The sequence below is a fragment of the uncultured Campylobacter sp. genome (assembly GCF_938045205.1).
Classification (GTDB): domain Bacteria; phylum Campylobacterota; class Campylobacteria; order Campylobacterales; family Campylobacteraceae; genus Campylobacter_B.
Genome location: NZ_CALIMY010000170.1, coordinates 1 through 25,762 on the forward strand (window position 1 = coordinate 1; position 25,762 = coordinate 25,762).

26 protein-coding genes are annotated in these 25,762 nt (G+C 50.0%); 19 read left to right on the top strand and 7 right to left on the bottom strand.

Annotation, left to right across the window (positions count from 1 at the left end; genetic code table 11):
- The first annotated feature begins 160 nt into the window (after window positions 1-160).
- The 17 genes from serB (at window position 161) to Q0198_RS10795 (ending at window position 16,830) form a co-directional block, all read left to right on the top strand.
- Window positions 161-784: a phosphoserine phosphatase SerB gene (gene serB, locus Q0198_RS10715; protein ID WP_297898006.1), complete on the top strand. Its 624-nt coding sequence runs from the start codon at window positions 161-163 to the stop codon at window positions 782-784.
- Window positions 777-1,784 (top strand): transaldolase, encoded by a 1,008-nt coding sequence (locus Q0198_RS10720; RefSeq protein ID WP_297898008.1) that lies wholly within the window; start codon window positions 777-779, stop codon window positions 1,782-1,784. Before serB ends, Q0198_RS10720 begins: the two co-directional genes overlap by 8 nt.
- On the top strand, window positions 1,784-3,001 hold the full coding sequence (locus Q0198_RS10725) for a PilT/PilU family type 4a pilus ATPase (protein WP_297898010.1): 1,218 nt from the start codon (window positions 1,784-1,786) through the stop codon (window positions 2,999-3,001). Before Q0198_RS10720 ends, Q0198_RS10725 begins: the two co-directional genes overlap by 1 nt.
- 249 nt (window positions 3,002-3,250) lie before the next feature.
- Window positions 3,251-3,787 carry a 50S ribosomal protein L25/general stress protein Ctc gene (locus Q0198_RS10730; protein WP_177388523.1) on the top strand — a complete coding sequence of 179 codons (537 nt, stop codon included), beginning with the start codon at window positions 3,251-3,253 and terminating at the stop codon, window positions 3,785-3,787.
- A gap of 8 nt (window positions 3,788-3,795) precedes the next feature.
- Window positions 3,796-4,353, top strand: coding sequence for an aminoacyl-tRNA hydrolase (gene pth / locus Q0198_RS10735; protein WP_297898012.1), 558 nt, complete (start codon window positions 3,796-3,798; stop codon window positions 4,351-4,353).
- Entirely contained in the window at window positions 4,350-5,396 is a 1,047-nt protein-coding gene (locus Q0198_RS10740) for an LptF/LptG family permease (RefSeq protein ID WP_297898014.1), read from the top strand. Before pth ends, Q0198_RS10740 begins: the two co-directional genes overlap by 4 nt.
- A gap of 45 nt (window positions 5,397-5,441) precedes the next feature.
- Window positions 5,442-6,818, top strand: a complete 1,377-nt coding sequence (gene lysA, locus Q0198_RS10745) for a diaminopimelate decarboxylase (RefSeq protein ID WP_297898016.1) — start codon at window positions 5,442-5,444, stop codon at window positions 6,816-6,818.
- Complete coding sequence (locus tag Q0198_RS10750) at window positions 6,815-7,255, top strand: hypothetical protein (RefSeq protein WP_297898018.1); 441 nt, start codon at window positions 6,815-6,817, stop codon at window positions 7,253-7,255. Before lysA ends, Q0198_RS10750 begins: the two co-directional genes overlap by 4 nt.
- Window positions 7,239-8,315 carry a prephenate dehydratase gene (pheA, locus tag Q0198_RS10755; RefSeq protein WP_297898020.1) on the top strand — a complete coding sequence of 359 codons (1,077 nt, stop codon included), beginning with the start codon at window positions 7,239-7,241 and terminating at the stop codon, window positions 8,313-8,315. Before Q0198_RS10750 ends, pheA begins: the two co-directional genes overlap by 17 nt.
- Window positions 8,315-9,424 carry a histidinol-phosphate transaminase gene (gene hisC / locus Q0198_RS10760; protein WP_297898022.1) on the top strand — a complete coding sequence of 370 codons (1,110 nt, stop codon included), beginning with the start codon at window positions 8,315-8,317 and terminating at the stop codon, window positions 9,422-9,424. The genes pheA and hisC overlap by 1 nt, the downstream gene beginning before the upstream one ends.
- Window positions 9,414-11,246 (top strand): 1-deoxy-D-xylulose-5-phosphate synthase, encoded by a 1,833-nt coding sequence (gene dxs / locus Q0198_RS10765; protein WP_297898024.1) that lies wholly within the window; start codon window positions 9,414-9,416, stop codon window positions 11,244-11,246. The genes hisC and dxs overlap by 11 nt, the downstream gene beginning before the upstream one ends.
- A 64-nt stretch (window positions 11,247-11,310) precedes the next feature.
- Window positions 11,311-11,721, top strand: a complete 411-nt coding sequence (locus tag Q0198_RS10770; RefSeq protein WP_005869540.1) for a Fur family transcriptional regulator — start codon at window positions 11,311-11,313, stop codon at window positions 11,719-11,721.
- 48 nt (window positions 11,722-11,769) lie between these two features.
- The gene (locus Q0198_RS10775) at window positions 11,770-13,188 is read left to right on the top strand and encodes a CHAD domain-containing protein (protein WP_297898025.1); all 1,419 of its coding nucleotides are present in this window, start codon (window positions 11,770-11,772) and stop codon (window positions 13,186-13,188) included.
- Window positions 13,189-13,197: 9 nt separating this feature from the next.
- Window positions 13,198-13,926, top strand: a complete 729-nt coding sequence (gene ubiE, locus Q0198_RS10780) for a bifunctional demethylmenaquinone methyltransferase/2-methoxy-6-polyprenyl-1,4-benzoquinol methylase UbiE (protein ID WP_297898027.1) — start codon at window positions 13,198-13,200, stop codon at window positions 13,924-13,926.
- Entirely contained in the window at window positions 13,919-15,085 is a 1,167-nt protein-coding gene (gene xseA / locus Q0198_RS10785; RefSeq protein WP_297898029.1) for an exodeoxyribonuclease VII large subunit, read from the top strand. Before ubiE ends, xseA begins: the two co-directional genes overlap by 8 nt.
- Window positions 15,086-15,095: 10 nt before the next feature.
- On the top strand, window positions 15,096-16,172 hold the full coding sequence (serC, locus tag Q0198_RS10790) for a 3-phosphoserine/phosphohydroxythreonine transaminase (protein ID WP_297898031.1): 1,077 nt from the start codon (window positions 15,096-15,098) through the stop codon (window positions 16,170-16,172).
- A 418-nt stretch (window positions 16,173-16,590) separates the two neighbouring features.
- Window positions 16,591-16,830 carry a DUF333 domain-containing protein gene (locus Q0198_RS10795; protein ID WP_177388543.1) on the top strand — a complete coding sequence of 80 codons (240 nt, stop codon included), beginning with the start codon at window positions 16,591-16,593 and terminating at the stop codon, window positions 16,828-16,830.
- Between the two features lie 446 nt (window positions 16,831-17,276).
- On the opposite strand, the gene Q0198_RS10800 is transcribed toward Q0198_RS10795, so the two are convergent.
- The 7 genes from Q0198_RS10800 to Q0198_RS10830 form a co-directional block, all read right to left on the bottom strand.
- Entirely contained in the window at window positions 17,277-17,963 is a 687-nt protein-coding gene (locus Q0198_RS10800; RefSeq protein ID WP_297898033.1) for a hypothetical protein, read from the bottom strand.
- A gap of 663 nt (window positions 17,964-18,626) precedes the next feature.
- Window positions 18,627-19,130, bottom strand: a complete 504-nt coding sequence (locus tag Q0198_RS10805) for a flavodoxin family protein (protein WP_297898035.1) — start codon at window positions 19,128-19,130, stop codon at window positions 18,627-18,629.
- Window positions 19,127-20,341, bottom strand: coding sequence for a radical SAM protein (locus Q0198_RS10810; RefSeq protein WP_297898037.1), 1,215 nt, complete (start codon window positions 20,339-20,341; stop codon window positions 19,127-19,129). Before Q0198_RS10810 ends, Q0198_RS10805 begins: the two co-directional genes overlap by 4 nt.
- The gene (locus Q0198_RS10815; RefSeq protein WP_297898039.1) at window positions 20,342-21,124 is read right to left on the bottom strand and encodes an ABC transporter substrate-binding protein; all 783 of its coding nucleotides are present in this window, start codon (window positions 21,122-21,124) and stop codon (window positions 20,342-20,344) included.
- Entirely contained in the window at window positions 21,121-21,894 is a 774-nt protein-coding gene (locus Q0198_RS10820; RefSeq protein WP_297898041.1) for an ABC transporter ATP-binding protein, read from the bottom strand. Before Q0198_RS10820 ends, Q0198_RS10815 begins: the two co-directional genes overlap by 4 nt.
- Complete coding sequence (locus Q0198_RS10825; protein ID WP_297898043.1) at window positions 21,891-22,859, bottom strand: iron ABC transporter permease; 969 nt, start codon at window positions 22,857-22,859, stop codon at window positions 21,891-21,893. Before Q0198_RS10825 ends, Q0198_RS10820 begins: the two co-directional genes overlap by 4 nt.
- A complete protein-coding gene (locus Q0198_RS10830; protein ID WP_297898045.1) occupies window positions 22,856-23,041 on the bottom strand; it encodes a hypothetical protein in 186 nt (61 codons plus the stop codon). The genes Q0198_RS10825 and Q0198_RS10830 overlap by 4 nt, the downstream gene beginning before the upstream one ends.
- A 372-nt stretch (window positions 23,042-23,413) precedes the next feature.
- Here Q0198_RS10830 and Q0198_RS10835 point away from each other — a divergent pair, with 372 nt between their 5' ends.
- Together Q0198_RS10835 and kcuS are read left to right on the top strand one after the other, a co-directional pair.
- Window positions 23,414-25,495 carry a carbon starvation CstA family protein gene (locus tag Q0198_RS10835; RefSeq protein ID WP_297898047.1) on the top strand — a complete coding sequence of 694 codons (2,082 nt, stop codon included), beginning with the start codon at window positions 23,414-23,416 and terminating at the stop codon, window positions 25,493-25,495.
- On the top strand, window positions 25,482-25,697 hold the full coding sequence (kcuS, locus tag Q0198_RS10840; protein WP_297898049.1) for a KCU-star family selenoprotein: 216 nt from the start codon (window positions 25,482-25,484) through the stop codon (window positions 25,695-25,697). The genes Q0198_RS10835 and kcuS overlap by 14 nt, the downstream gene beginning before the upstream one ends.
- Window positions 25,698-25,762 lie beyond the last annotated feature (65 nt).

Consider the following 25,762-nt stretch of genomic DNA (forward strand, 5'->3'; position numbering starts at 1 on the left):
GATGAAATTTTATATTTCGGCGAAAAAAAATATATAAATTTATGCTCGTTCGGGGTTAGGAGCAAAATTTACGAGGTCGCAAAAAGCGAAAAATTTATGCTAATTCCAAAAAACTTAAACTTAAATTAGCTATAATTCCTAAATTTTTGCGAGGATATTTATGATAAAGCTTTGTGTTTTCGACTTTGATTCTACGCTGATGGACGGCGAGACGATAGGTTTTTTCGCCGCTAAAATGGGCACGCAGCGACAAGTTAGCGAAATTACGAAGCGCGCGATGGCGGGCGAGCTTGATTTTTTCGAGAGCCTTAGCGAGCGCTTGGCGCTGATAAAAGGGATGAAGCTTAGCGATGCTAAAGCTATCGCAGAAAGCCTGCCTTTTGTTTGCGGCGCTAGCGAGATCATCGCGTATCTGAAAAATAAAGGCATAAAGGTGATCGTCTTTAGCGGCGGATTTCATCTCGCTACCGACGCCGCGCAGAAAAAACTAGGCTTTGACGCGAGCTTTGCGAACTATCTGCATGAAAAAAACGGAATTTTAACTGGGCTTTTCGGCGGCGAGATGATGTTTGGCTACTCAAAAGGCGCGCTGCTTGCGCAGCTTAAATCGCTGATGGATCTAAAGACGAGCGAGGTAATGTGCGTGGGAGACGGCGCGAACGACGTTTCGATGTTTCGCGAGGCGGGACTTAAAATCGCCTTTTGCGCGAATGAAATTTTAAAAAGCGAGGCGAGCGTTTGTATTGAAAAAAAGGATTTGAAGGAGATTATGAAATATGTATGATAAAGCCCTAAATTTCAGCCTTTGGTGCGACTTTTTAGAGCGCGATTTTATCGATAAAGATTTCGACGAGCTGATCAAAAAAGGGATAATTAACGGCGCTACTTCCAATCCCGCGATCTTTAAAAACGCGATCCTAAGCTCCCCCGCATACGACTCGGCTAAAGAGGAATTTAGAAAAAAAGAGCCTAAAAAGCTGTATGAAATTTTAGCCACCGCGGATATCAGAAGCGCGGCGGAGAGCCTGCTTAAAAATTTTATTAACGGCGATGACGGCTTTGTGAGTATCGAGGTCGATCCATATTTTGCAGACGACGCCGAAGCGATGTATCGCGAGGGCAAACACCTATACGGCACGATCGGCATGCCAAACGTAATGATCAAAATCCCTGCAACCAAGGCGGGCTACGAAGCGATGCGCGATCTGCTAAAAAAGGGGATCAGCGTAAACGCGACCTTGGTTTTTTCGCCTGAGCAGACCATAAAATGCATCGAGGCGATAAAAGAGGGAATTGCAGGCTTTCGTCGCTACTTCCCGAAGGCAAATTTACCAAAAACCGTAATTAGCATCTTCGTTAGCCGCTTCGATAGGTTACTAGATGAAAAAATGGCCGCAGCGGACCTTCCTACCGGTAAAATCGGTATAATGAACGCGGCAAAGTGCTACAATATCATCGCTAAAGAAAATTTAAACTATGTAAAGTCGCTGTTTGCGAGCACGGGCGTAAAGGGAGACGATCTGCCGAGGGATTACTACGTAAGCGAGCTGATGTATCCGGGCTGCGTAAACACCGCGCCGCTTGAGACGATAGAGGCTTTCGTAAGCGGTGATCAAAAACCCAAAACGCCGCCGAGCGACGCGCAGATAGAGGAATTTTTCGCTCGCGTAGCGGAGGCGAAGATCGATATGAAAAAGGCGTATAAAAAGCTGCTGGATGACGGACTAGTAGCCTTTGAAGAGGCATTTAAAGAGATAATAAAAACACTTAAAAAGGAGAAATGATGACGGGTTCTATAGATTATTCGCAGTATCAAGTTGACGCTTCTACGCTGGATTTTAAGCAGCGAGACAGGCTAAATAAATATCTGGAATTTCTAATCCAAAACGGCGGTAGTGACCTTCACATAAAATCGGGCGCGGTTATCAGAGGGCGCATCCACGGCGAGCTAGTAAAATTTAGCAAAACGCCATTTTTGAAAGAAGATGCGATGACACTAGCTAAGGAGCTTCTCATCACGCGCTTTCCTGAGCTTATCGAGAAAAAGAGCGTGGATTTTACCTACAAGCTAAACGAAGATTATCGCTTCCGCGTTAATATTTTCTTTCAGATCGACGGTATCAGCGCGGTTTTCCGAACGATACCGGTTAAAATTCCAGAGATCGACGATTTAGGTCTGCCGCCTTCGATCAAAGATATTTGCGACACGGCTATGCGCGGCGTCGTGCTACTTACGGGACCTACGGGAAGTGGAAAGACGACAACGATCGCAAGCATGATAAACCGCATAAATAGACAAAGAACCAGTCACGTCGTTACGATCGAAGACCCCGTAGAGTTTGTATTTAAAGACGATAAATGCATCATCAATCAGCGCGCTATCGGTGAGGACTGCAACAACTTCGCAGATTCGCTTCGCGCAGCGCTGCGAGAGGATCCGGATGTTATATTTGTGGGCGAGATGCGCGATTTGGAGACGATCGAGACGGCGCTTCACGCCGCAGAGACGGGTCACTTAGTGTTTTCGACGGTGCACACTATTGACGCAAAAGAGACGGTAAACCGTATCATCGCGATGTTTGAGCAGGCTGAGCAGGAGCGTATCCGAATGACGCTAGCATCCGTCCTAGAGGCGGTCATTTCTCAGCGCCTTGCCCGTACTGTCGAAGGCAAGCGCGTAGCCGTCGTTGAAATTTTACGCAAAAATACCCGTATTAAGGATATGATACTTGATGCGCGTGACGATGAAATTCCAGACGCGATCGCCGATGGTCGCAACACCTACGGCATGCAGACCTTCGATCAGCACCTGCTCGATCTTTATAGAGACGGCGTCATTACCCGCGAGGAGGCGCTGGATAAGGCCTCTAAGCGAAACGACCTCGATCTGCAGATAAAAAACGTGGATCTTGCCAAAAAAAGGGATTTGGCGGCAGAATCTGGAGAGAGCGCCGAAGAGATGCTCGCCGGCGAAGTCGTACAGCTAAAAGAGATCCGCTAAGTCGTAAATTTTAAAATTCTAAATTTTGCAATTTAAAATTTTAAAGAATTCTGCCTGCCGCTGAGCGGGCAGAATTCTATTCGCTTGCTCGTGCATATACGAGTATGTCTTGAGTTCGCAGGATTTAGCGTAAATTTTAATTGGCTAAATTCCGTGCGATTTTACTTCTAAATTTCATCGCGGCGCTTAAATAGATTTAAAGCAATATTTGGCTATTATCACGCTTCATTTTTTCACAAAGGAAACCTAATGTTAGAAGGTATCGTTAGAGATAGTATCGGTAAAAGGGCTTCAAAATCCCTAAAACGAGATGGTTATCTAATCGCTAATATTTATGCGAAAGGATTTGAAAATATTAACGCAGCGTTTAAAGTAAACGACTTTATCAAAGCTATGCGCGCAAAAGAAGATCTTCCCTTCGAGGTTAGCGTGGGCGGTAAGACATATCGCGTTATAGTGCAAGAATACCAAAAACACCCCGTCACAAATACCCTAACTCACGTAGATTTACGCGTAGTTCAGGATGACGTCGTAAGTAAATATTTAGTGCCGGTTAAGGTAACTGGCGTCGCTAAAGGGCTAAAAAACAAAGGTATTTTGGTGCAATCCAAGCGCCGTATCGCCGTAAAATGCGCAGGCAAAGATCTACCAAACGATTTTACGCTCGATGTGAGCGATCTTGACGTAGGTGATTCGCTTTTGATCCGCGACATCCCCGTAAAAGAGGGCGTCAGCATCATCCTAGACGGCTCGGTAGCGGTAGTCGGAGTTACTTCGGCTAAATAGGGGCGCCTATGATACTGATCGCAGGACTTGGGAATCCTGCTCAGAAATACGCAGATACCAGACACAACGTCGGTTTTATGCTAATCGACGAAATTTTAAAGACGGGCGGCTTTAGCGAGCTCGGCGCGTCTAAATTCCAAGGCGAGCTTTTTAAAAAGGGCTCGCTGCTTCTTCTAAAGCCCCAAACTTTTATGAACTTAAGCGGCAACTCCGTAAAGGCGGTGAATGATTTTTATAAGCCCGAGCGCATCATCATAGTGCACGACGATATAGATTTGGATCTGGGCGCCGTTAAATTTAAAAAAGGCGGCAGTAGCGGCGGGCATAACGGCATCAAGTCGATCGATGCGCTAATCGGTGCAGATTACGAGCGCGTGCGTATCGGCGTGGGCAAAAAACGGCAGGACCAGGATGCGGCAAATTTCGTACTCGGAAATTTTAACGAAAGCGAGCGCGAGAAGCTGAGTGAAATTTTACCCTATGTCGCGCGCGCGGTAGAAGAGCTCATTTGCTCGGATATAGAGCAGATCGCGCAAAAATTTACGATTAAAAAGGCTAGGGTGTGAAGTTATACGTAAAATACGCGGCTCTTTCTTATCTGAAGTATTTTTTTATCCTGCTAATAGCCCTTGAGTGCTTTTATGTAGGCATCGATGTGCTTACCAATCTCAAAGATTTTCCCTCAAGCGCGAATACCGCTCTTTTGTATATCGCCCTAACCGCCGCAGTCGCGCTTAGCTACACGCTGCCGCTAAGCCTCATTTTCGCGCTGATTTTAATGATGTTTAATATGATTAGAAGCAACGAGCTAGTGAGCTTCTACGCGCTTGGAGTGAGTAAAAACGCCCTGATCGTGCCGCCGTTTTTGATCGCGCTTTTTATCACCGCGGGCTTTATATCTTTAAATTCCACCTCGTTTGCATACGCGCTGAAATTTCAAAAAAACCTGACCGATCTTGCGCCCGCTAGCGAAGATATGTTTTTAAAATTTGAGGGCAAATATGTCTACATCAAAGCTCTAAACGGCAAAAACGCAAATGATATAACGATCTTTAGTATAGGGGATAACTCCGTTGCTTCGCGCTCGCACGCAAGCTCTGGCGAATACGCAGGCAAAATTTGGCATCTGCGCGACGTAAATACCACGACTTTACCAGCGCAGCTTAAGCTTGGAGGAAGTGGATTAAAAAGTGAGTTTAGCGCGCAGAGCGAGGCGCTTAAGGGCTTTGATCCAAGCTCAATTGCGAGTGTTTATGATACGAGTAATGTATATTCGATCAGGGATGCTCTCCGTTCGATCCGCACCTTTTCGCATCAAGGCGTGAATATCTCCACCATAAAAGCAAGCCTTTATAATATGATATTTTTTCCATTGTTTGCGCCTTTGGCGATATTGGTTCTGTATTATTACCTGCCCGTTACGGGGCGATTTTTTAATCTCGCGCTGATGAGCTTCGGCTTTTTTATCGCTACGCTATGCGCGTGGGGTGTGCTTTTCGTGTTAATTAGGTTTTCTCTCAACGGCGTCATCATCCCAGAACTTGGCATTATCGTGCCCATAACAGCGCTATTAAGCTTCGCGGCATTTTTAGTTTTTAAGCATCGTTAAGCCTTGATTTGTTAGAATGGCGCAAAATTTATCGGTGGAAATTCTATGGATTATTCAAGTTTAGCCCGCAAATACGGCACTCCTTTATACGTTTACGATTTTAACGAGATACAAAAGAATTTCATAGCGCTCAAAGAGGCCTTCGCAGCGCGCAAGTCGCTCGTTTGTTTCGCGATTAAAGCAAGCTCGAATTTAAGCATTTTAAAATTTTTATCGGATCTGGGCAGCGGCTTTGACTGCGTCAGCATCGGCGAGCTGCGCCGCGCTCTGTATATCGGCGCAAAGAGCTATAAGATCATATTCTCTGGCGTCGGCAAGCAAGATAGCGAGCTCGAGTTTGCGCTAAAGTCGGACATCTTGCTGATAAATTTAGAAAGCGAAGCCGAGATGCTGCGCCTCGAGCAGATCGCGCAAAAGCTAAACAAGCCCGCTCGCATCAGTATCCGCGTAAATCCGAACGTTGACGCCAAGACCCACCCCTACATCTCCACGGGGCTTAGCGAAAACAAATTCGGTGTCAGTATCGAGACCGCGCGCAAGATGTATATCTACGCCAAAAAGAGCAAATTTTTAAATCCCGTCGGCATCCACTTTCACATTGGCAGCCAGCTTACGGACATCTCTCCGATCTGCGATGCCGCAAAAATAGTAAGCGATCTGCTGCGCGAACTGCGAGCCCTTGAGATCGATATAAAATTTTTCGACGTGGGCGGCGGCATCGGCATCCGCTACGAGGATGAAAAACAGATCGTGCTCTACGACTACGCGCAAGGAATTTTAAAGAGCCTAAGCGGGCTAGATGTCACGATCGTGTGCGAGCCGGGGCGCTTCATCGCGGGGGCTGCGGGCGTCTTCCTCACCCGCGTGCTTTACGAAAAACAAAACTGCGGCAAGCGCTTCGTCATCGTTGACGGCGCGATGAACGATCTCATACGCCCGAGTCTCTACGGCGCGCACCATAAAATCGAGCTTGTAAGCGAGCGCAATTCCGCCTGCGAAAGCTGCGCGAGCCAAAGCGACACCGAGAATTCTACGGCACAGAATTCCACGTATAGCAAAGCTTTCGGCATCGAGGCTAAGTCCGCTTCAGAGGATTTCGCACCGCAGAATTCATCCGATTTAAGCTCCGCCGCGGATAATTCTGCGCCGCAAAGCTCTGCCGAGAGTTTAAGCCCTTGCGACGTCGTAGGCCCGATATGCGAAAGCGGCGATTTTTTGGCCAAAGGGGTGAGCTTGCCTAGCCTGCAAAGCGGCGATCTGCTCGCGATAAAAAGCGCCGGCGCCTACGGCTTTTCGATGTCGAGCAACTACAACACCCGCCCCCGCGCCGCCGAGGTCGCGGTTTACGACGGGCAGGACCGCCTGATTAGAAAGCGCGAGAGCTTTGATGAGCTAATCGCGCTAGAAAAGGATCTCGTATGATCTGCGCGGCAAGCCGCTTAAAACATGGCGCAATCTTAAATTTCAAATCCGAGCGCGCAGCGGTTTTAAATTTCAATGCCGCAGCAAGCACGGCCCTAAATTTTAAACACACCGTCGCTTTAAATTCCGCGCCTAAATGCACCCCTGCTTCAAATTTCAAATCCGAACAAAATGCGCCTCTAAATTTTGCGGCAAAACAAAGCCCCGTTTTAAATTTTAATCGCGCCTCTTTAAATTTCGGATCTCGCTGCGACGAATCTTATCGCGCCTTCTTAGCGTGCGGAAGTTGCGGTGCAGCTATCTTAAACGGTGAAATTTTAAGTTCGCGCGGTAAAAATTTCAAAGCGTGCGGCAAAAAAGGCGGCGTGAAATTTTTAAAATCCGCGCCGAAATTCGCGGGCGAGCAAAAGGAGGGTTGTGATGCAAAATATCGATGATCTGCGCGTTTGTATCGACAGGCTGGATGATGAAATTTTGCGCCTTATCGACGAGCGCATGGGGGTTGTCAAAAAGATCGGCGAGCTGAAGCAGACCGCGGGCAGCGCGATCTACCGCCCGGAGCGCGAGCGCTCGATCATCAGCAGGCTGGACGGCGGAAAGGCGCGAAATTTAAGCAAAGAGGCGATCGAGGCGATATTTTTTGAAATTTTCTCGGTTTCGCGAAATTTAGAAAAGCCGCAGATAGTCGCGTTTTTGGGGCCTTTCGGCACCTATTCGCACCAAGCCGCCAAGAGCCGCTTCGGCGCGGTAAGCTCCTATCTGCCGCTCTCAAACATCGAGGCGGTCTTTAAGGAACTTGATAGCGGCGAGGCCAAATACGGCGTCGTGCCGATCGAAAACAACACCGAAGGCGCGGTGGGAGCGACGCTTGATTGCTTGCGAAAATACGAGGGCGTCAAGATCGTCGCCGAAATTTATATGGACATCCACCACTGCTTTGCGAGCCACTGCGACGACGTAAGCACCGTGGATCAGATATTCTCGCATCCGCAAGGATATAATCAGTGCCTTAAATTTTTAGACGATCACGGCCTTAGCGGCGTCAAATTTACCGCGACCAAATCTACCGCGCTTGCGGCGCAGATGGCAGCTGCCACGCCGCACTCCGCCGCGATCTGCTCCAAGATCGCCGCCGATCTTTACGGCGTGCCGATGATGTTTCAAAAGATCGAGGACAACTCCGCCAATCGCACGCGATTTTTCGTGCTGAGCGACTTTAAAAACCAAAAGAGCGACCGCAACAAAACGAGCATCCTAGCCAAAACCGACGACCGCCCGGGCGGGCTCGTGGACTTTTTACAGATGTTTCGCAACGAGGGGATAAATTTAACCAAATTAGAAAGCCGCCCTGTTAAGCTTAGGGATTTTAAATGCGTCTTTTATGTCGATTTTGAGGGGCACATCGACGACGAGCGCGTGGCGCGCGTGCTGCAAAACGCGCAGAAAAGCGGCCACGAAATCACCTGGCTGGGAAGCTATATAAACGGAGGGGAGTGATGAAATTTAACGAATTTGTAGAAAATCTAAGCAATTACGAAGCAGGCAAGCCGATCGAGCTTGCGGTGCGGGAGTTTGGTATCCGCAAGCAGGACGTGCTAAAGCTTGCCAGCAACGAAAATCCTTTCGGCACTAGCGAGGCGGTGCAGGAGGCGATCGCGCAAAACGCCGCCTGTGCGCATCTATACCCTGATGATTCGATGTATGAGCTAAAGGGCGCGCTCGCCTCTAAATTCGGCGTAGAGCCGCAAAATATCATCATCGGAGCGGGTAGCGACCAGATCATCGAGTTTGCGCTGCACGCCAAGCTCAATTCGCGCCGCGCGATACTGCAAGCGGGCGTTACCTTTGCGATGTACGGCATCTACGCAAGCCACTGCGAGGCTAAAGTTTACAAAACGAGCGTGCAGGAGCACGACCTAGCCGAACTTTTAAAAATTTATAACGCGCATAGAGATGAAATTTCGGTCATCTTTTTGTGTGTGCCGAACAACCCGCTTGGCGAGTGCTTGGATGCGGAGGCGGTGTATGAGTTCGCTCGTAGCGTGGATGAAAACACGCTTTTGGTGATCGATGCCGCGTACAACGAATTTGCGGCGTTTAAAGACGAGCGCAAAAAGCTCGATCCGAAATTTTTAATTCAAAATTTTAAAAACGTGCTCTATCTAGGCACCTTTTCGAAGGTCTATGGACTGGGCGGTATGCGCGTAGGCTACGGTATCGCGCCGCGCGTAATCATAAGTGCACTTTATAAGCTGCGCCCGCCTTTTAATATCACGACGCTTAGCCTCGCAGCGGCGATTGCGGCGCTAAAAGACGAAGCTTTCGTGCAAAAGAGCCTGCAAAACAACGCCGCGCAGATGAGCCGCTTTGAAGATTTTGCGCGCGAGCGAAATTTGGAATTTATCCCTAGCTACGCAAATTTCATCACGTTCAAACTTAGCCCGTCGCTAGATAGTAGCGAGCTTTGCGATAGACTTCTGCGCCGCGGCGTCATCATTCGAAATTTAAAAAGCTATGTGCTAAACGCAGTGCGCATCACGATCGGCACGCCCGAGCAAAACGATCGCGTCTTGGGCGCTTTGGGAGAGATTTTGAGTGGATATTAAAAATAAAAGCCTGGAGGAGCTACGGGAGCTTTGCGCGCAGATCAGAGCGCGCATCATCGAAGTCGTGAGCAAAAACGGCGGCCATCTAAGCTCAAACATGGGCGCGGTTGAGCTCATCGTGGCGATGCACTACGTATTTGACGCCGCGAGCGATCCGTTTATCTTCGACGTGAGCCACCAAAGCTACGCGCACAAGCTTTTGACGGATCGCTGGGAGGAGTTCGGCTCGCTTAGGCAGTTCGGCGGCATCAGCGGCTACACGAAGCCTAGCGAGAGCAAATTTGATTATTTCGTCGCAGGACACGCCTCGACATCGATCTCTTTAGCCGTGGGTGCGGCAAAAGCGATAAGCCTAAAGCGCGAAAATCGCGTGCCGGTGGTGCTCATCGGCGACGGATCTATGAGCGGCGGCATGACTTATGAGGCGATGAACGAGCTCGGCGATCTGCGGCTGCCCTGCGTCATCATCCTAAACGACAACAAAATGAGCATCAGCAAGCCCATCGGCGCCTTTAGTAAATACCTAAGCCAAGCGATGGCGGGCGAGACATATCAAAAATTTAAATCCCACGTAAGAGAGCTGCTCTCTCACGCTCCGCAAAGCGCGACATATATGGCAAAGCGCTTTGAAAATTCCTTAAAGCTTATCATCCCGGGGATGTATTTTGAGGAGCTGGGGCTCGAATACATAGGCCCTGTCGACGGCCACAACCTAGCCGATCTCATATCGGCGCTAAAGACGGCAAAAAGCGCGCGTAAGCCCGTCGTCGTGCACGCTCAGACGATCAAAGGCAAAGGCTATGACAAGGCCGAGGGCTATTTGGAGAGTTGGCACGGCGTAGGGCCTTTTGACATTCAAAGCGGAGAATTTAAGAAAAAATCCGCCGCCAAAAGCGCCACGCAAATTTACGCCGAGGCGCTTTTAAGCTTAGCCGCCAAGCATGAAAACGTCGTGGGTGTGACCGCAGCGATGCCAAGCGGCACGGGTATGGATAAGCTGATCGAGAAATTTCCGCACCGCTTCTGGGATGTAGCGATCGCCGAGCCTCACGCGCTAAGCTCGATGGCTGCGATGGCGCGCGAGGGTTTTAAGCCGTACGTTACGATATATTCGACCTTTATGCAGCGCGCATTCGATCAGATCGTCCATGACGCGGCGATTATGAACTTAAGCTTAGTCCTTGCGATGGATCGCGCCGGCATCGTGGGCGAGGACGGCGAGACGCATGAGGGAGTCTTTGACGTGAGTTTTTTAAACGCGATTCCAAACGTTAGTATGTGCGCGCCGCGGGATGAGACGAGCTTTAAACGGATCATCGAGTACTCCTACGCGCACGAGGGGGTTTTGGCGATACGCTATCCGCGCGGAAGCTTTATCTTGGACTGCGACGAGACCGGCGCGTCTGCGGTAGAGCTTGCAAAATCGGTGTTTTTAAAGCGCAGCGATAGCGCGCGCGTAGCTCTCATCGGCTACGGAAACGGCGCAGGTAGGGCGTATAAAACGGCTGAGGCGCTAGAAGGGCAGATCGAGGCGGACGTCGTAGATCTAGTCTTTGCAAAGCCTTTGGACGCCGAGTTTTTGCGAAGCTTGGCTCGCAAAGATAAAATTTGGTACGTCTTTAGCGACAATGCCAAAAAGGGCGGCGTCGGTGAAATTTTAAGCGCATTTTTGCAGGAAAATGAAATTTCGGACGTAAAGATCGTGAGCTTCGAGTTTGCTGATATCTTTTTACCGCACGGCAAGACCGCCGACGTGGAGCGTAGCTTGGGCTTGGATATCCAAACTCTAACCGAGCGAATATTAAGTGATAAAAAGTATTAGTTAATATCAACTTTGTTTAAAGTAAAATTTGATAATATCACTTTAAAATTTTTGAAGGACAAAAATGAGCCACGTAGAACTACTCAAAACCTGCGGTTTGAAAGCAACTCCGCAAAGATTGTGCATCCTAAAGGTGCTCGATCGCCACGAACATCCAAGCATAGATGACCTATACGAGGGGATCAAGGAGGACTATCCATCTATTTCGCTAGCGACGGTTTATAAAAATTTAAATACCCTACTCGACGAAGGCGTCGTAGTCGAGGTCAATGCGCCGAATAAAAAGAGCCGCTACGACATCTATCAGATGCCGCACATCCACGTCGTATGCGAAAAATGCGGCAACGTCACGGATCTTTTCATGGACGATGCCTTTAATAAGGACGTTTTGAAAAACATCGAGCGCAAAGCGGGCAATTTCATCCGCAAGCTAAATATCACGGCTACGGTCGAAGACTGCGAAAAGTGTAGATAGTTTAAAGAATTTTCTGCTATTATTACCCACTTTATTTTTGGAGCGGGTATGCAAACTAAGCGTAAATTTTTATTGAGCGACGATTCGATTTTGCGGACGCTAGAGCGTGCGGGGCTGAAATGTCGCAAGGTAAAGATCGCTTGGTTTTATACTTCGTTCTATCCCGAAATTTACTACATTCGCCAAAACGACGAATGCTCTTTGCACCATAAAAAAGAGGACCTCGACAGACAAACTTTAAATTTTAAAATTTCAAAAGATGATTTCAAAGAGGCTTTAAAAAGCAGGATCGCCCGCGTCGTGCAAAAGAACCGCTACGGCTTTGCCAGCGACGAAGCGGAGTTTTGGCTAGAGCTTTACGGCGGCGAGCTAAGCACGCTCGTGATTTTACGAGCGAAATTTCAAAGCGAGGCGGCAAGCGCAAATTTTGATTTTGCAAAAACCTTCGGTAGCAGCGATTTTTGCGAGATCACCGACGATTATCGCTACAAAAGCCGCTATCTGGCGCGCTACGGCATCCCGCCGCGATCTCTTGATTTCGCGCACACCCGCAGCGTTTTTGAAAAATTTAGCCGAGTTAAATTTTTCGCGCCGCCCTATGCGGACAGCGTTAAGCTCGCGCGTTTGGCGCTTGAGCTAGCGTGGACGAGGGCGTGCGGCGCAAAAAGCGAGTATCAAAAAAGCCTAGCCCCCGAAGCGCTTCACGAGCTGCGCGTGCAGATCCGCAAATTTAGAGCCGTTTTGAAGCTATCCGCGCCGCTTTTCGAAGCTGAAAAAAAGGATGAAATTTTAAAACTCCTCGCAGAATTTATGAGCCGCAGCAATCAGCTGCGAGACCTTCACGTTTTTGCGGAGTTTTTAAGGGCCGACGACGCGCCTGCGAGCTTTTTGCAGCAGCTAAATCTTATCGCAAAGCGCTCGGAGGATAAAATTTTAGAATTTCTTTCTAGCGCGGAATTTGCAGATTTAAACGGCGCTATTAGCGGCTTTTTAAGCGGCGCGGACGGCATCTACGCGCGCAGCGAATATGAAAAAATTTCAAAAAAGTTCGCCTCCGCCCGCCTCTGCAAGCTGATTAAAAGCTTGCGCACGGAGCTAAAAAATTTAAAGCAAGGCTCGTCGCTACAGGCATTTCACGACGCGCGCATAGGGCTAAAGAGGCTACGATACGCGCTTGAAATTTTTGCAAGAAGCTTTGATGAAGGCTGTGTCAGAGATCTGTTTAAACGCACCAAAGCCGCCTGCGAGGATTTCGGCGCGCTGCAAGATATCAGCGTGTGGCAAAATTTCATCGCGATCTATCAAAAAGCAAGCGATAAAAGCGGCGTCGCGTTTGCGTATCTGCTGGCTCTGGACGCCCGCTTAAACGATCGCCGCGCCGAGCTGGAGGAAAAAATTTTAAATGAAAAAGAGGCTCTTTTGCGCGCGCTGAAAAGATCGCTGCGCAAAATCAAAGCATACGAATAAGGAAAAGTTGTGCAAAAACAGGAAAAAATCATAAAGATGTTCGATCAGATCGCACCCACCTACGATCTGGCAAACCGCGCCATCAGCTTCGGCGTGGACGTTTCGTGGCGCAAAAAGGCGGTCGAGCTGACGCTTGAAAAGCTTAAGGGAAAGCTCGTGAGTATCGCCGACGTCGCGTGCGGCACGGGCGATATGATAAGCTCGTGGCGCGACGGTGTGGCGCAGCACGGCGTGCAGATCGAGCGGATCGTGGGGATCGATCCGAGCGAGGGGATGCTCGAAGTAGCGAGGCAAAAATTCCCTAGCTGCGAGTTTATTAAAGCAACCGCGGGCGCCACGACGCTGGATGACGCAAGCGTGGATATTTTAAGCATCAGCTACGGCATAAGAAACGTCGTGGAGCTGGACGCAGCGCTTGCGGAGTTTAATCGGATCATCAAACCGGGCGGCTCGCTCGTGGTTTTGGAATTTACCAAAGCCGCAAGCGGCGGGCTCGCGTTTAAAATCAGAGATTTTTACGTAAGTAAAATTTTACCCAAAATCGGCGCATTTATCTCGAAAAACAAAGAAGCCTACGAGTATCTGCCAAGCTCCATCGGCAGCTTCCTAGACGCCGCGAGCTTTAGCGAAAAGCTCAAAAACGCGGGCTTTGAGCTGCGCGTGCAAAAGGGCTTCAGCTTCGACGTCAGCACGCTTTTCATCGCGGAGAAAATCGCGCAAAAGAGCGACGATGCTTAGCGTAAGCGAGCTAAACGCCCAAGCCAAGGTGCTTTTAGAGACGAGCTTTAGCTTCGTCGAGGTCGAGGGCGAGATATCTAAGTTTAGAGCTCAAAGCACGAGCGGGCACTGGTATTTTACGATCAAAGACGCGAGCGCGGCGATCGATTGCGCGATGTTTAAATTTAACGCCGCGCGGATAAATTTTATCCCCGCCGTCGGCGATAAGCTCATCGTAAGCGGCAAAGTCTCGCTATACATCCCCACGGGCGCGTATCAGATCCAGGTCTTAAACATCCGCAAAAGCGGCGAGGGCGAGCTGGAAGCGGCATTTGCCGCGCTAAAGCAGAAGCTTAGCAAAGAGGGGCTTTTTGATGCCGCGCACAAAAAACAGCTTCCGAAATTTGCCCAAAGCATCGCGATCATCACGAGCGTGGGCTCAGCTGCGCAGGCGGATATGCTTCGTACGGCGCAGGATCGCTTCGCGCTTTGCAAGATCGATCTGTATAACGCGCTAGTGCAAGGCGAGGGCGCTCCTGCTTCGATCATAAGCGCGCTGCGCGCAGCCGACGAGAAGGGCTACGATGCGATCGTCATCGCTCGCGGCGGCGGCTCGCGCGAGGATCTGTGGTGCTTCAACGACGAGGCCTTGGCTCGCGCGATCTACGCAGCCAAAACGCCCGTCATCTCGGCAGTCGGGCATGAGATCGATTTTAGCATCAGCGATTTCGTAGCCGATCACCGAAGCCTCACGCCCACTGCCGCGATGATCGATCTGCTGCCCGATATTTGCGCGATCTTTCAGAGCCTAGACGGCGTAAGCGACGCGTTTGATAGGCTGATAAAAGATAAAATTTCATCCGCACAAAACGTGCTGAGCCTCGCAGCTTTACAGCTTAAATCAAAATCGGTCGAGCCAAAAATTTCAGGCTCGCTCGCGAGGCTTTTAAATTTCGAGCTTAAATTTAAAAGCTTTGTGGCTTCCAAGCTAAGCGCCGCAGAGCATACGCTAAGCGCCAGAGATGAGCTTTTGGCGCAAAAGGCGAAATTTTTTGAGATCACCAAAGACCTCGTTCAAATCCAAAAGGACGGCAAAACGGTGAGCTTGGACGAGCTTGCCGCGGGCGACGAGTTCGTCCTTTGCTCGCAGCAGCTCAGCAAAAACGCAAAAATCATCTAAAGGAGGCAAAATGGATAGAGTAATAAATTTTAGCGCAGGACCTAGCACCATCCCGCTGGGCGTGCTAAAGCAGGCGCAAGAGGAGCTGCTAAACTACGCGGGGCGCGGATTTTCGATAATGGAGATATCGCACCGCACTAAAATTTTCGAGGAAGTTTTGCATAGTGCGATGGATCGCGTGCGCGATCTCTACGGCTTTTCGGATGATTTTACGATTTTGTTTTTACAAGGCGGCGCGAGCCTTCAGTTCGCGCAGGTGCCGATGAACCTATACGCAGGCGGCGTCGCAGAATACGCCAACACGGGCAATTGGACGAGCAAGGCGATCAAGGAAGCGAGCGTGCTCGGCATAAACTACCGCGTGGTCGCAAGCAGTGAAGATAGCAAATTCGACCGCATCCCCGAGGTTAAATTCTCTGACGGCGCCGACTACGGCTACATCTGCTCGAACAACACGATCTACGGCACGCAGTATCCGCAGCTGCCGCAGTGCGGCTGCCCGCTCGTAGTCGATAGCTCGAGCGATCTGTTTTCGCGCCCCGTGGATCTTAGCAGCGTGGGGATGTTTTACGGAGGCATTCAGAAAAACGGCGGACCGGCTGGCGTTACGATGGTTGCAATCCGCAAGGATCTGCTGGACCGCGCAAATCCCAAAACGCCGATGATCCTGCGCTACAAGACGCAGGCGGACGCGGACTCTATGAGCAACACTCCGAATACTTTCGGAATTTACATGCTAAATTTAATGCTCGGCTGGATCAAGGACGAGATCGGCGGGCTTGCGGCGATGCATGAGCGCAACAAGCGCAAAGCGGCGCTACTCTACGGCGCAATCGATGCTAGCGGCGGCTTCTACCGCGGCCACGCGCAAAAAACCAGCCGCAGCCTGATGAACGTAAGCTTTAATATCGCAGACGCCGCGCTTGAGCCCATCTTCATCGCGCAGGCTGAGGCTGAGGGGATGATCGGGCTTAAAGGACACCGCGTCCTAGGCGGCATCCGCGCCTCGATCTACAACGCGATAAACTACGAAGACGTTGAAAAACTAGTCGCTTTTATGAGCGAGTTTGCGCGCAAAAACGGCTAGCGGCGGTTAAATTTAAAGGATTTGAACGCGCCTCGCGCTTATAGACGAGATTGTTTAGGATCCGCGCTTGCCTTGCCGCTGATGAGCTAGTGTTTGCCATAGCCCTCGCTTTTATAGCTGGTATTTTGCGGCAGAAATAGCTTTGATGCGGCTTGGATTTTGCTGCTAGAATTTTATTGAAGACAAAATTTTATGATGTTAAATTTTGCATTGGATGAAGTCTGATGGCTTTGATTTTGCAGCGGCGAGCGGACTTGGCGCTGCTGGGATTTATTAGGTAGGATTTAACATTTAAAACGCTATTATCGGTGTTCGAGGATGGAAGGCGGTTTATTTATGTAGGCGCAGGTTTAGCGTATCTGGCGTCTAAATTTAAGCTTAACCCTAAAAACAGGCAAAATTAAACGAAAGGATTTAAATGAGTTTTAAGAGATTTTTTGCAGTAGCGCTTGCGGTGGGCGCTTTCGCTTCGGTGAGCGCAGAGGCTAGCGCTGCTGGGGATTTTTGTATCAAAAATGGCGGCGAGCTGATCGTCCGCAAAGACGGCAACGGCGTGGACTACACCGTTTGTAAGCTGCCCGACGGCACTATGATCGACGCTGAAGAATTTTATAAAACAGGCGGCGATTTGAGTAAATTTAAGAGCGTAAATCGATAGAATTTTATCGATTGTGAGATTTGCGGCAGCGAAATTCCATAAAATTCTGCGTCAAAATTCCTATTTAAAATTCAGATGAATTTCGACTAACAAGCATTAGCGCAAGTAAATTATTTGGGTACCTCATACAAAGTGAGGGCAGCAGGGTGATGGAAGAAATTTAATTATCCAAACATCAACGATGTGCGGAGATTTTGCTCTAGCAAGGTGCTGAAAGCGGCGACTACGCAAAGCAGAAATATTTTAAGTGATTTGATGCAACGCAGGCAACCTGCTAGATACTCGATTAAGACGCAGGTTTTTTTTGGATATGTGATAAGCATTTGCGCTCATAGTTGCTGAGCTTAAATTTCAGCCATTTGTGGGCGTAGCTCACTTTTTATTGTTTAAAAAGCTCAAATTTTAGTCGCTTGCGAGCGCCCATCGCTTTCTTTGCCCGCGTAAATTTAGTGCGTGAAAACCACGACCTCGCCGCGCTCAAACGCGATCTGCCGTCCCGCTAGGTATAGCTCGAAGTAGGGCTTCAAAAAGTCCTCCTGCGGCCTTTGCGCGTAGTTTGGATACTGCAAGTACGCAGGTAGCAGATAGTCGCAGTTGATCGAATAGTACGCCTCGCCGAGCACCCATAGCTTCGTATCAAGCTTAGGCATATCTATCATCCACTCCGTGATCGCTTCATAGACGGCGTCCGCAAGTTTGTCTTTACTATGCGCAAAATCAAAACCTTCCTGCACGCGCGCGGATTTTATCTGCTCAAGCATTTTTAAAAGCTCGTCATCGCCGAGAAATTCTGCGAAAATTTTTAAATTTCGAACGTGCGCTAAAGCTAGGCTCTTAAGTGCTTCGTCATCAAATTTCGGATCCTGCGGCGGGCAAAAATACCCGGGCGCCACGCCTTGATCGAATGCTTCCCGCGTCTGCTGCGCCGTGACTGCGTAGATCGGCATTATGCGCGCTTGCAGCTCGGTGCCGTTTTGCAGCGGCGCAAACACCGTATCCACGCCGACGCCGTCAGGCATAAAGCACTGAAAAAGCCCGTAAAGCTTATCCTGCAGATCGATCTCTTCGCAATCTAAATCAAGATCTAGCCCCGCAGCCTCGTTAATGCGACTAGCGTACTCGAAATTCGTCATTTTCGCCCCTTTAAATTTTGACCGTCAAAGCGTTTGGATGGAATTTTACCTAAATTTTGCGCATTTGCCGAATTAAAATTTACGCGCGATAAGACTTTTGTAGAATTTAAAATTTAGCGGTTCGGTTTGGGTTCAGTACTGCGACAAAGCGGCGGGGCGATGAGCGGCGACGGGTTGTCGTGCGGGTGGTTAGTAGCGGTGGATGGGTATCGCGCGGCGGGAGAGCGGCGACGGACGGCGGCACCTACGGCGCGTGACGACAGGGGTAGCCGACGATCGCGACCGTGGCGCTCGCGGGCTACTTGCTCGCAAAAGCTGGATTTTTAATGCTCAGGCCGTCGCAAAATAGCGGGCGGTGTATTGGGTGACGGCACGACCGCGGTATTCGCGGGTCGGTCGCTAGCAAAAGCGCTTTTCGCGCTAAGAGTGCGCATTAGCGGCGCAAGGTCGGCGGCATTGTTTGATCCGTTGCGCGCGAAATGAAATTTTATCGTTTAAATTCTAGAGCAAGACCTGCGCCTACGGCGGCAAATTTACTTGTAGTAATGAAATTTATCGTCCAAATTTAGTAAAAGATAAAATTTCAAATCGCGCATTAAGTAGTGTGAAATTTTATTTGGTTTTGTTTCGCCGCGCAGCGGTTTGCACGGCTTGCTTTAAATTTTATTCTATCCCCGCAAATGCTGCTTTTGCGTCCGCCAGATCCCTCTCGTCCGGGTGTTTCGCAGCCTCCGCCCAGCGCGCAAGTCGCTCGGGGGTAATAGGGTGGGGCGAGTTACCGCCGGCCGCCATTTTGCGCATCATTTCAAGTAGATTCGGATCGATCGCGCCCTGGCAGGCAAACTCCCTTATAATCTCGTTGCCGTTTGCTTTAAGCCCCTCTTCAAAGCCATCCAAACACTTACGCGAATGCTCGCCGTCCGGTTCCGCGCCCAGAGTCATGAAAACGCCAAGCTTCTTGTTGTGAATTTTACGTAAAAAGCGCGTAAATTTCGCCTCGGCCTCGCCCTTATCGACGTAAAAGCCCAAGGCTATAAAGTCGTAGTCATCGACCTCACCCTCAAAGTCGCGGAAATTTAGACTCTCGCAGTCCAGTTGCTCGGCGATCGCGTCGCCCACCTTTTTCGTGTTACCCGTTTGTGAGGTGTAAAGCACGATTTTTTTCATACAAAATCCTTTTTCATAATGTTTGCTATCTCTTCGTTGATGTTGTTGCCCCAAAAAATTCCGTCCAAGTTTAAGACTGATTTTTCATCCTTAAGCTCCAAAAGCCCCCAGCTCTCAAATTCTTTGAGCTTTTGCACCGCTTCGTCGTAAATATTCGCGCTCAGAGCCTCTTTTAGCTCGTTTAAGCTTACGATCGGGTATTGAAATAGATTGTTTAGCACGCTATATTTTGCCTCGCGCTCATCGATTCGCGAGATCATCTTGTGTCCCGACACGCCGTAAATTCCGAAGCCCGCTACGTGTCCGCCCGCGCCGTTGCCGATAGGCAGGATATCCGTGCCCTTGTGGCTTAGCTTGATGTAGCCGTAGTTATCGCGACCTTTTCGAGCAAGCTTAGTAAGCTCCAAAACCTCGAAATTCCCGCTTTGCAGCAGCGCCTCTGCAAAGGCATGGTGCAGCTTCTTATCGGTCGGCAGATCGTAGTAGGAGGTGTCGATCTTTTTGGACAACTCCGAGCCTTCGAAAAACATCAGCGAGTAAAAGCTAGCGCTATCTAGACCTAGCTCATCTACGTAGCGTGCGTCCGCGATCGCCTCCTCTACGCTTTCGTTCGGGAAGTTGTAGATGATGTCGCAGCAGAGCATGCCGTCAAATTTTTCTCTAAGATCCTTTAGTCGCTCGATCGCGCGAGCGGGCTTGTGCACGCGGTTTAGAAGCGCGCGCCCCTGTCTGCTGAAGGTCTGCACGCCGATGCTAAAGCGATTTACGCCAAAGCTTTGCAGGGCGAGCGCTTTTTGCGTATCTAGATTATGTAGAGTGGTTTCTATGCTGATCTCGCAGTCGTCCGCGATCTTAAAATTTTTATGCAGCGCGCCCAGAACCTTTTCGAAGTGAGCTTCGCTAAATACGCTCGGCGTGCCGCCGCCGAAGTAGATGCTTTTGACGCTTTTGGTATCGAAATAGGGCATCTCTCCGTAGTCTTTGATCTGGCGGATTAAAAATTTAGCGTATTCGTCCAGCTCGTCGCCAAGCTTGGAGCGCATCATCGAACAAAATGAGCAGATGTTGTCGCAAAAGGGCACATGCAGATAGATCACGCAATCGCTGTCTTTCGCGGGCTGTTCCAGCGCGTCGAACAGCTCGTTTTCGCTCGCAGAGACGCTCTCGAAAAGTTTGGAGCGGTGGTGGGATTTAATGCGTTCTTTAAACATCTATTTCGTTGCCTCCGCGTAAATTTCATCCACCGTCTCGCCGATCTGCGGGCTGCCCCGCAAGATGAGCGTCGGAGCTTTTAAAATTTTGCCCGATTTTACGGCTTTGGTATTTTTAAGGATCGGATTTGCCTTTAAAAAATCCTCCGTCTCGCCGCCCACGACGACGATTATATCGGGGTTTTGCTCGATGATGTATTCGGCAGATACCGAAGGCGTGCTGCCTTTTAGGCCGTCTGCGATATTTTTGGCGCCTAGGCGAGCGAAGATATCGCCGATGAGGGTTTTGTCATTGAAAGCCATCGTAGCGTTCGCGCCGAAAAACATAGCCACTTTTTTGCCGCGAAGAGCGGGTTTGTTTGCAAAAATTCCATCCATCCGCGCGCAAATTTTATCCGCCTCGCTCTCCTTTTTTACGATCGCCGCGACCTTCTTTACGTTTTGGCAGATATCTGCGGTAGAGTTTGCATCCATCGCAAGGCTCTTAAGCCCCAGCTTTTGCAGATTCTCGCTAACGCCTGCGGAGTGAAAGCTCGTGATGACCAGATCGGGCTTAAGTTCGACGATCTTCTCCATATTCGGCTTGACGTAGGTGCCTACGCTAGGCAGTTTCGCGGTTTCTGCCTCCGGGCGGATCTTGCTCATCGAGGTAGTTGAGATCGCAGCGATCTGATCCTGCGCGCCTAAAGCGTAGATGATCTCGACTGCTGCGGGATCAAGTACTACTAGACCTTTGGCGAATACAAAGCTCGCCGCAGTCAAAGCTATAAGAATTTTTTTCATAATTTCTCCTTTTTGGGTAGTATAAACTTTACCCCGTTTTCTTCTACTATCAGGGCGTCAAAGCCGTAAATTTCTTTTATGATCTGTGGCGTAAAAAGCTCGCTCGCGCTACCCCGATACCTCACTGCGCCGTCTTTTAGCATCAAAATTTCATCGCAAAAAAGCGAGGCTAAATTTAGATCGTGCAGCACGATGACGCTCGTTAAATTTAGCGTTTTAGTTAAATTTTCGCAGATCTTCATCGCCTCGATCGCGTAGTTCATATCAAGCGCGCCCGTGGGCTCATCGAGCAGTAAAATTTCAGGCTCGCTTACGAGCGCTCTGGCAAGCAGTACGCGCCCGAACTCGCCGCCGCTTAGCTCAAATGCGCTGCGATTTAAAAATTTTTTCACGTCCAAAAGCTCGGCAATTCGCTCTACTTTGTCGCGGTCGCTCGCATCGTAGCCGCTAAAAGCGCTTTTTAGGCGGCAAAATCTGCCCGCAAGCAAAATTTCTTTCACGCTAAGCGGCGCGGCGAGGGCCGTTTTTTGCGGTACGAAGCCGATGAGCGCCGCAAGCTCTTTTAGGCTATATTCGCTCGCCTTTTTGCCGTTTATTTCGATGATCCCGCTTGCGGGCTTTAAAATTTGCAATATGTTTTTTAGCAAAGTGCTCTTGCCGCAGCCGTTAGGGCCCAAAATCCCGTAAAATTTACCCCGTTCTAAATTCAGACATACGTCTTGCAGGATCGCCCGCTTGCCGTAGCTGAAGTTTAGCGCTGAAATTTTCATGCATGCTTCCTAAACGCGAGGTATAGAAAAAAGGGCGCGCCGAAAAAGGAGGTCACCACGCCGATCGGAATTTCTACCGGCGAGAGGGCGTTTTTAGCGATTACGTCGCAAAAAACCAAAAAAACTCCGCCGGTAAGCGCGCTAGCAGGGATTAGTACGGCGTTGCTCGCCGTATGAAGCGCCATGCGAAGCGTGTGCGGAATGATGAGCCCCACGAAGCCTATCATCCCCGTAAATGCGACCGAAAAGCCGATGATGAGCGAGGAGACGATGAGTAGGCTCTTTTTGGACTTCTCGACGTTGAGCCCCAGCGACTTTGCCTCCTCGTCGCCGTTTAAGATGATATTTAGCTCGTGGCGCTTCGCGTAAAAATACGCCATGCAAAACAGAAGCGGCGGTAGCAAAAGCGCGATCTTTTGCCAGTTTGCGCCGCCTAGATAGCCCATCATCCACGCCGTAATCCTAAAGCTATCCTCTCCGATTAGATAGACCGCAAAGGATGTAAATGCGCCCAAAAAGGACGATACGGCGATGCCTACGATCAGCAGAGTAGAGATCGAGCGGGTATGGGCTGCGAGCTTAAAGATCACGAGCGAAAGCCCGCTGGCGGCCAAAAATGCGAAAATTCCGTAAAAAACGTCGCTAAGCCCCAGCAGGTAGGCTATAACCGCGCCGAAAGTCGCTGCCGAGGCGATGCCGATGATGTAGGGATCTGCAAGCGGGTTTAAAAATACGCTTTGCACCACCACTCCCGAAGTTGCCAGCAGCGCGCCTATTAAAATTCCAAGTACGAGGCGCGGCAGGCGCATTTGTAGCAAGATGAGCTGCTTGGTCTCGTCTATCTCGCCGAAGGTGAAAAATTTTACGATGTCGCTCAGCGAAATGCTCGCTCCGCCGCTACTTACGGCCGCTAAAGCAAGCAATACGAAAGCTGCGATTAGAAAGAGATAGAATTTAAAACTCATAGCTCACCAGGCGAACTATACGCGCAGATTTCGTCGCGGCGGATATTTTTAATTAAGCGGTGCCAGGAATTTATACGCGCGGAATTTATGAAATTCTCGCGGCTGGCGCAATTATTTTTGAAGCTTGCATAGCTTTTGATATGGGCGCGAAAAAGTACGTAGCCGCACACCTGATTCGGCATAAATTTCCTCCTAAAAGTATTCGCGATTTTTGTTAAGAAATTAAAATCGTTATCATAGGATTTTATCGCTTGGTTTCTTAAACCGCGATAAATTCCGTAATGGCTAAGAGCTGCGGAGTTAAATTTAGGGCGATTAAGTATTAAAATTTCGCGCGCCGCCAAGCCGCCTCTTTAAATTTGAAATTCAAGATTTATGCGTTAAATTTAAACGCCGAAAGAGCTCTTTTTAATTTTGCAATTCAGCTTTAAATTATAAAAACGCCGATAAAATACGCATTAAATTTTACTTAGCGAGCCCTGCTTTAAAGGCGCGAGCCGTTTTGTTAAAACGACATACTGCCCAAGCCGCTCGCTAAGCTTTAAGGAGTGAGCATGAAATTTTGGCAAAAGATCCTTTGGGCGGCGGTCGCCGTCATAGGGGCGTGGTGTTTCGGCGTACTTGCGCTAAATAAAGGCGAGAGCATCAGTGCCGTCTGGCTCGTAGTGGCCAGCGCGTGCATCTATCTGATCGGATACACCTTCTACGGGCGCTTTATCGCGTATCGCGTCTTTGAGCTGAACGATCGCCGCGCAACTCCTGCGGTGATCCGAAACGACGGACGCGATTACGTTCCTACGAACAAATACGTCCTTTTCGGCCACCATTTTGCCGCTATTGCAGGCGCCGGACCGCTCGTAGGTCCCGTAGTGGCCGCACAGATGGGCTATCTGCCCGGCACCATTTGGCTTTTGGTAGGCGTCGTGCTCGCGGGTGCGGTGCATGATTTCATCGTGCTCGTGCTATCCACGCGCCGCGGCGGCAAGAGCCTCGGCGAGATGATCAAAGATGAGATGGGCAAGCTCACCGGCGGCATCGCGATGATCGGAATTTTTTTCATCATGCTGATCATCGTGGCGATCTTGGCGATGGTTGTCGTAAAGGCGCTCGCAAACTCGCCGTGGGGGCTTTTTACGATCGCGATGACGATACCGATTGCGATATTTATGGGAGCTTATATGAGGTTCTTGCGCCCGGGCAAGGTCAGCGAGGCATCGATCATCGGCTTTGTTTTGCTGATGCTTGCGCTTTGGGGCGGGCATTACGTCTCGATCGATCCGTACTGGCACGACGTTTTTTCGCTAAAGGGCGAGACGCTCGCGCTTCTTACGATCGGCTACGGCTTTATCGCGGCGATCTTGCCCGTGTGGCTGCTGCTTGCGCCGCGCGATTATCTAAGCACCTTCCTTAAGCTCGGCGTCATCATCGGTATGGCGGTCGCGATAATCTTTGTCGCGCCCGAGCTTAAAATGCCCGCTACGACGAAATTTATCGACGGCACGGGTCCCGTTTTTGCAGGCCCGATATTTCCGTTTTTGTTTATCACGATCGCATGCGGCGCGATCTCGGGCTTTCATGCGCTGATCTCCAGCGGCACGACGCCGAAGATGGTCGAGCGCGAAACCCACACTCTTTTCATCGGCTACGGCTCGATGCTTATGGAAAGCCTCGTAGGCGTAATGGCGCTTGTGGCGGCGTGCATCCTAAGCCCGGGCGAATACTTCGCTATCAACTCGCCCGCCGCAGTGCTCGGCAAAGACGCGGTAAGCGCCGCGGCGTATATAAATTCCATCGGATTTAGTATCACGCCCGAGCAGATCGGCGCCTTGGCTTCAAACGTCGGCGAAACCACGATGATGAGCCGCACGGGCGGCGCTCCTACCTTTGCAATGGGACTAACGATGCTTCTGCATCAGATCATCGGCGGCAAGGAGCTGATGGCGTTTTGGTACCATTTCGCGATCTTGTTTGAGGCGCTGTTTATTCTGACCGCGGTCGATGCTGGCACGCGCACGGGGCGCTTTATGGTACAAGAAATTTTAGGCAACGTCTATAAGCCCTTTTCCGATACTAAAAATTTCCTGTACGGCATCATCGCGACGCTGATCTGCGTGGCGGGCTGGGGCTATCTGCTCTACAGCGGCGTTACCGATCCTATGGGCGGAATTTACACGCTGTGGCCGCTTTTCGGCGCGTCCAATCAGATGCTCGCGGGTATCGCGCTGCTGCTTGCGACGGTGGTGCTTTTTAAAATGGGCAAGCAAAAATACGCCTTTGTTACGATCGCTCCTGCGATCTGGGTGCTTATAACCACGCTTTATGCGGCGATCTTGAAGCTGATGCCGGCTAACGGCGAGCGCGTGCACGACGCGGTAAGCCACGTGGCTATAGCGCAAAACACCGCCGCCAAGCTCGCTAGCCTAAGCGATCCTGCGGCGATCGAAAAGGCGCAGGCTATCATCAGAAATAACGTCATCGACGCCGTGCTATGTGCTCTTTTCGTCGTCGTCACGATTATAGTCATCACTCAAACGATCCGAATGTGCCTTAAAATTTCAAAAGGCGGCGCGAGCGAGGGATATTTCAAGCTAGCAGAAAGCGAGTACGTAGATAGGGGCGTTTATGAAAAAGTTTAAATTTAATCCACTCGCAGCCCCGAAGGCCGTGGCGAGGTTTTTGGCGCGCGCGGATGCCGCACTTGCGCCGCTCATCGGGCTCGGCGATTACGAGGGCTATCTGCGCCATTTCAGAAGCGCTCATCCGGACGAAATCCCACTAAGCAGGGCGGAATTTTTCCGTGCGATGCAAGATAGCAAGGCAAAAAACGTCAAGTGCTGATAGCGGCGAAAGGGCGCGGTCGCGCCGTACTCCTCGCCGGCCTACGACGCTTTGCCGTCATATCA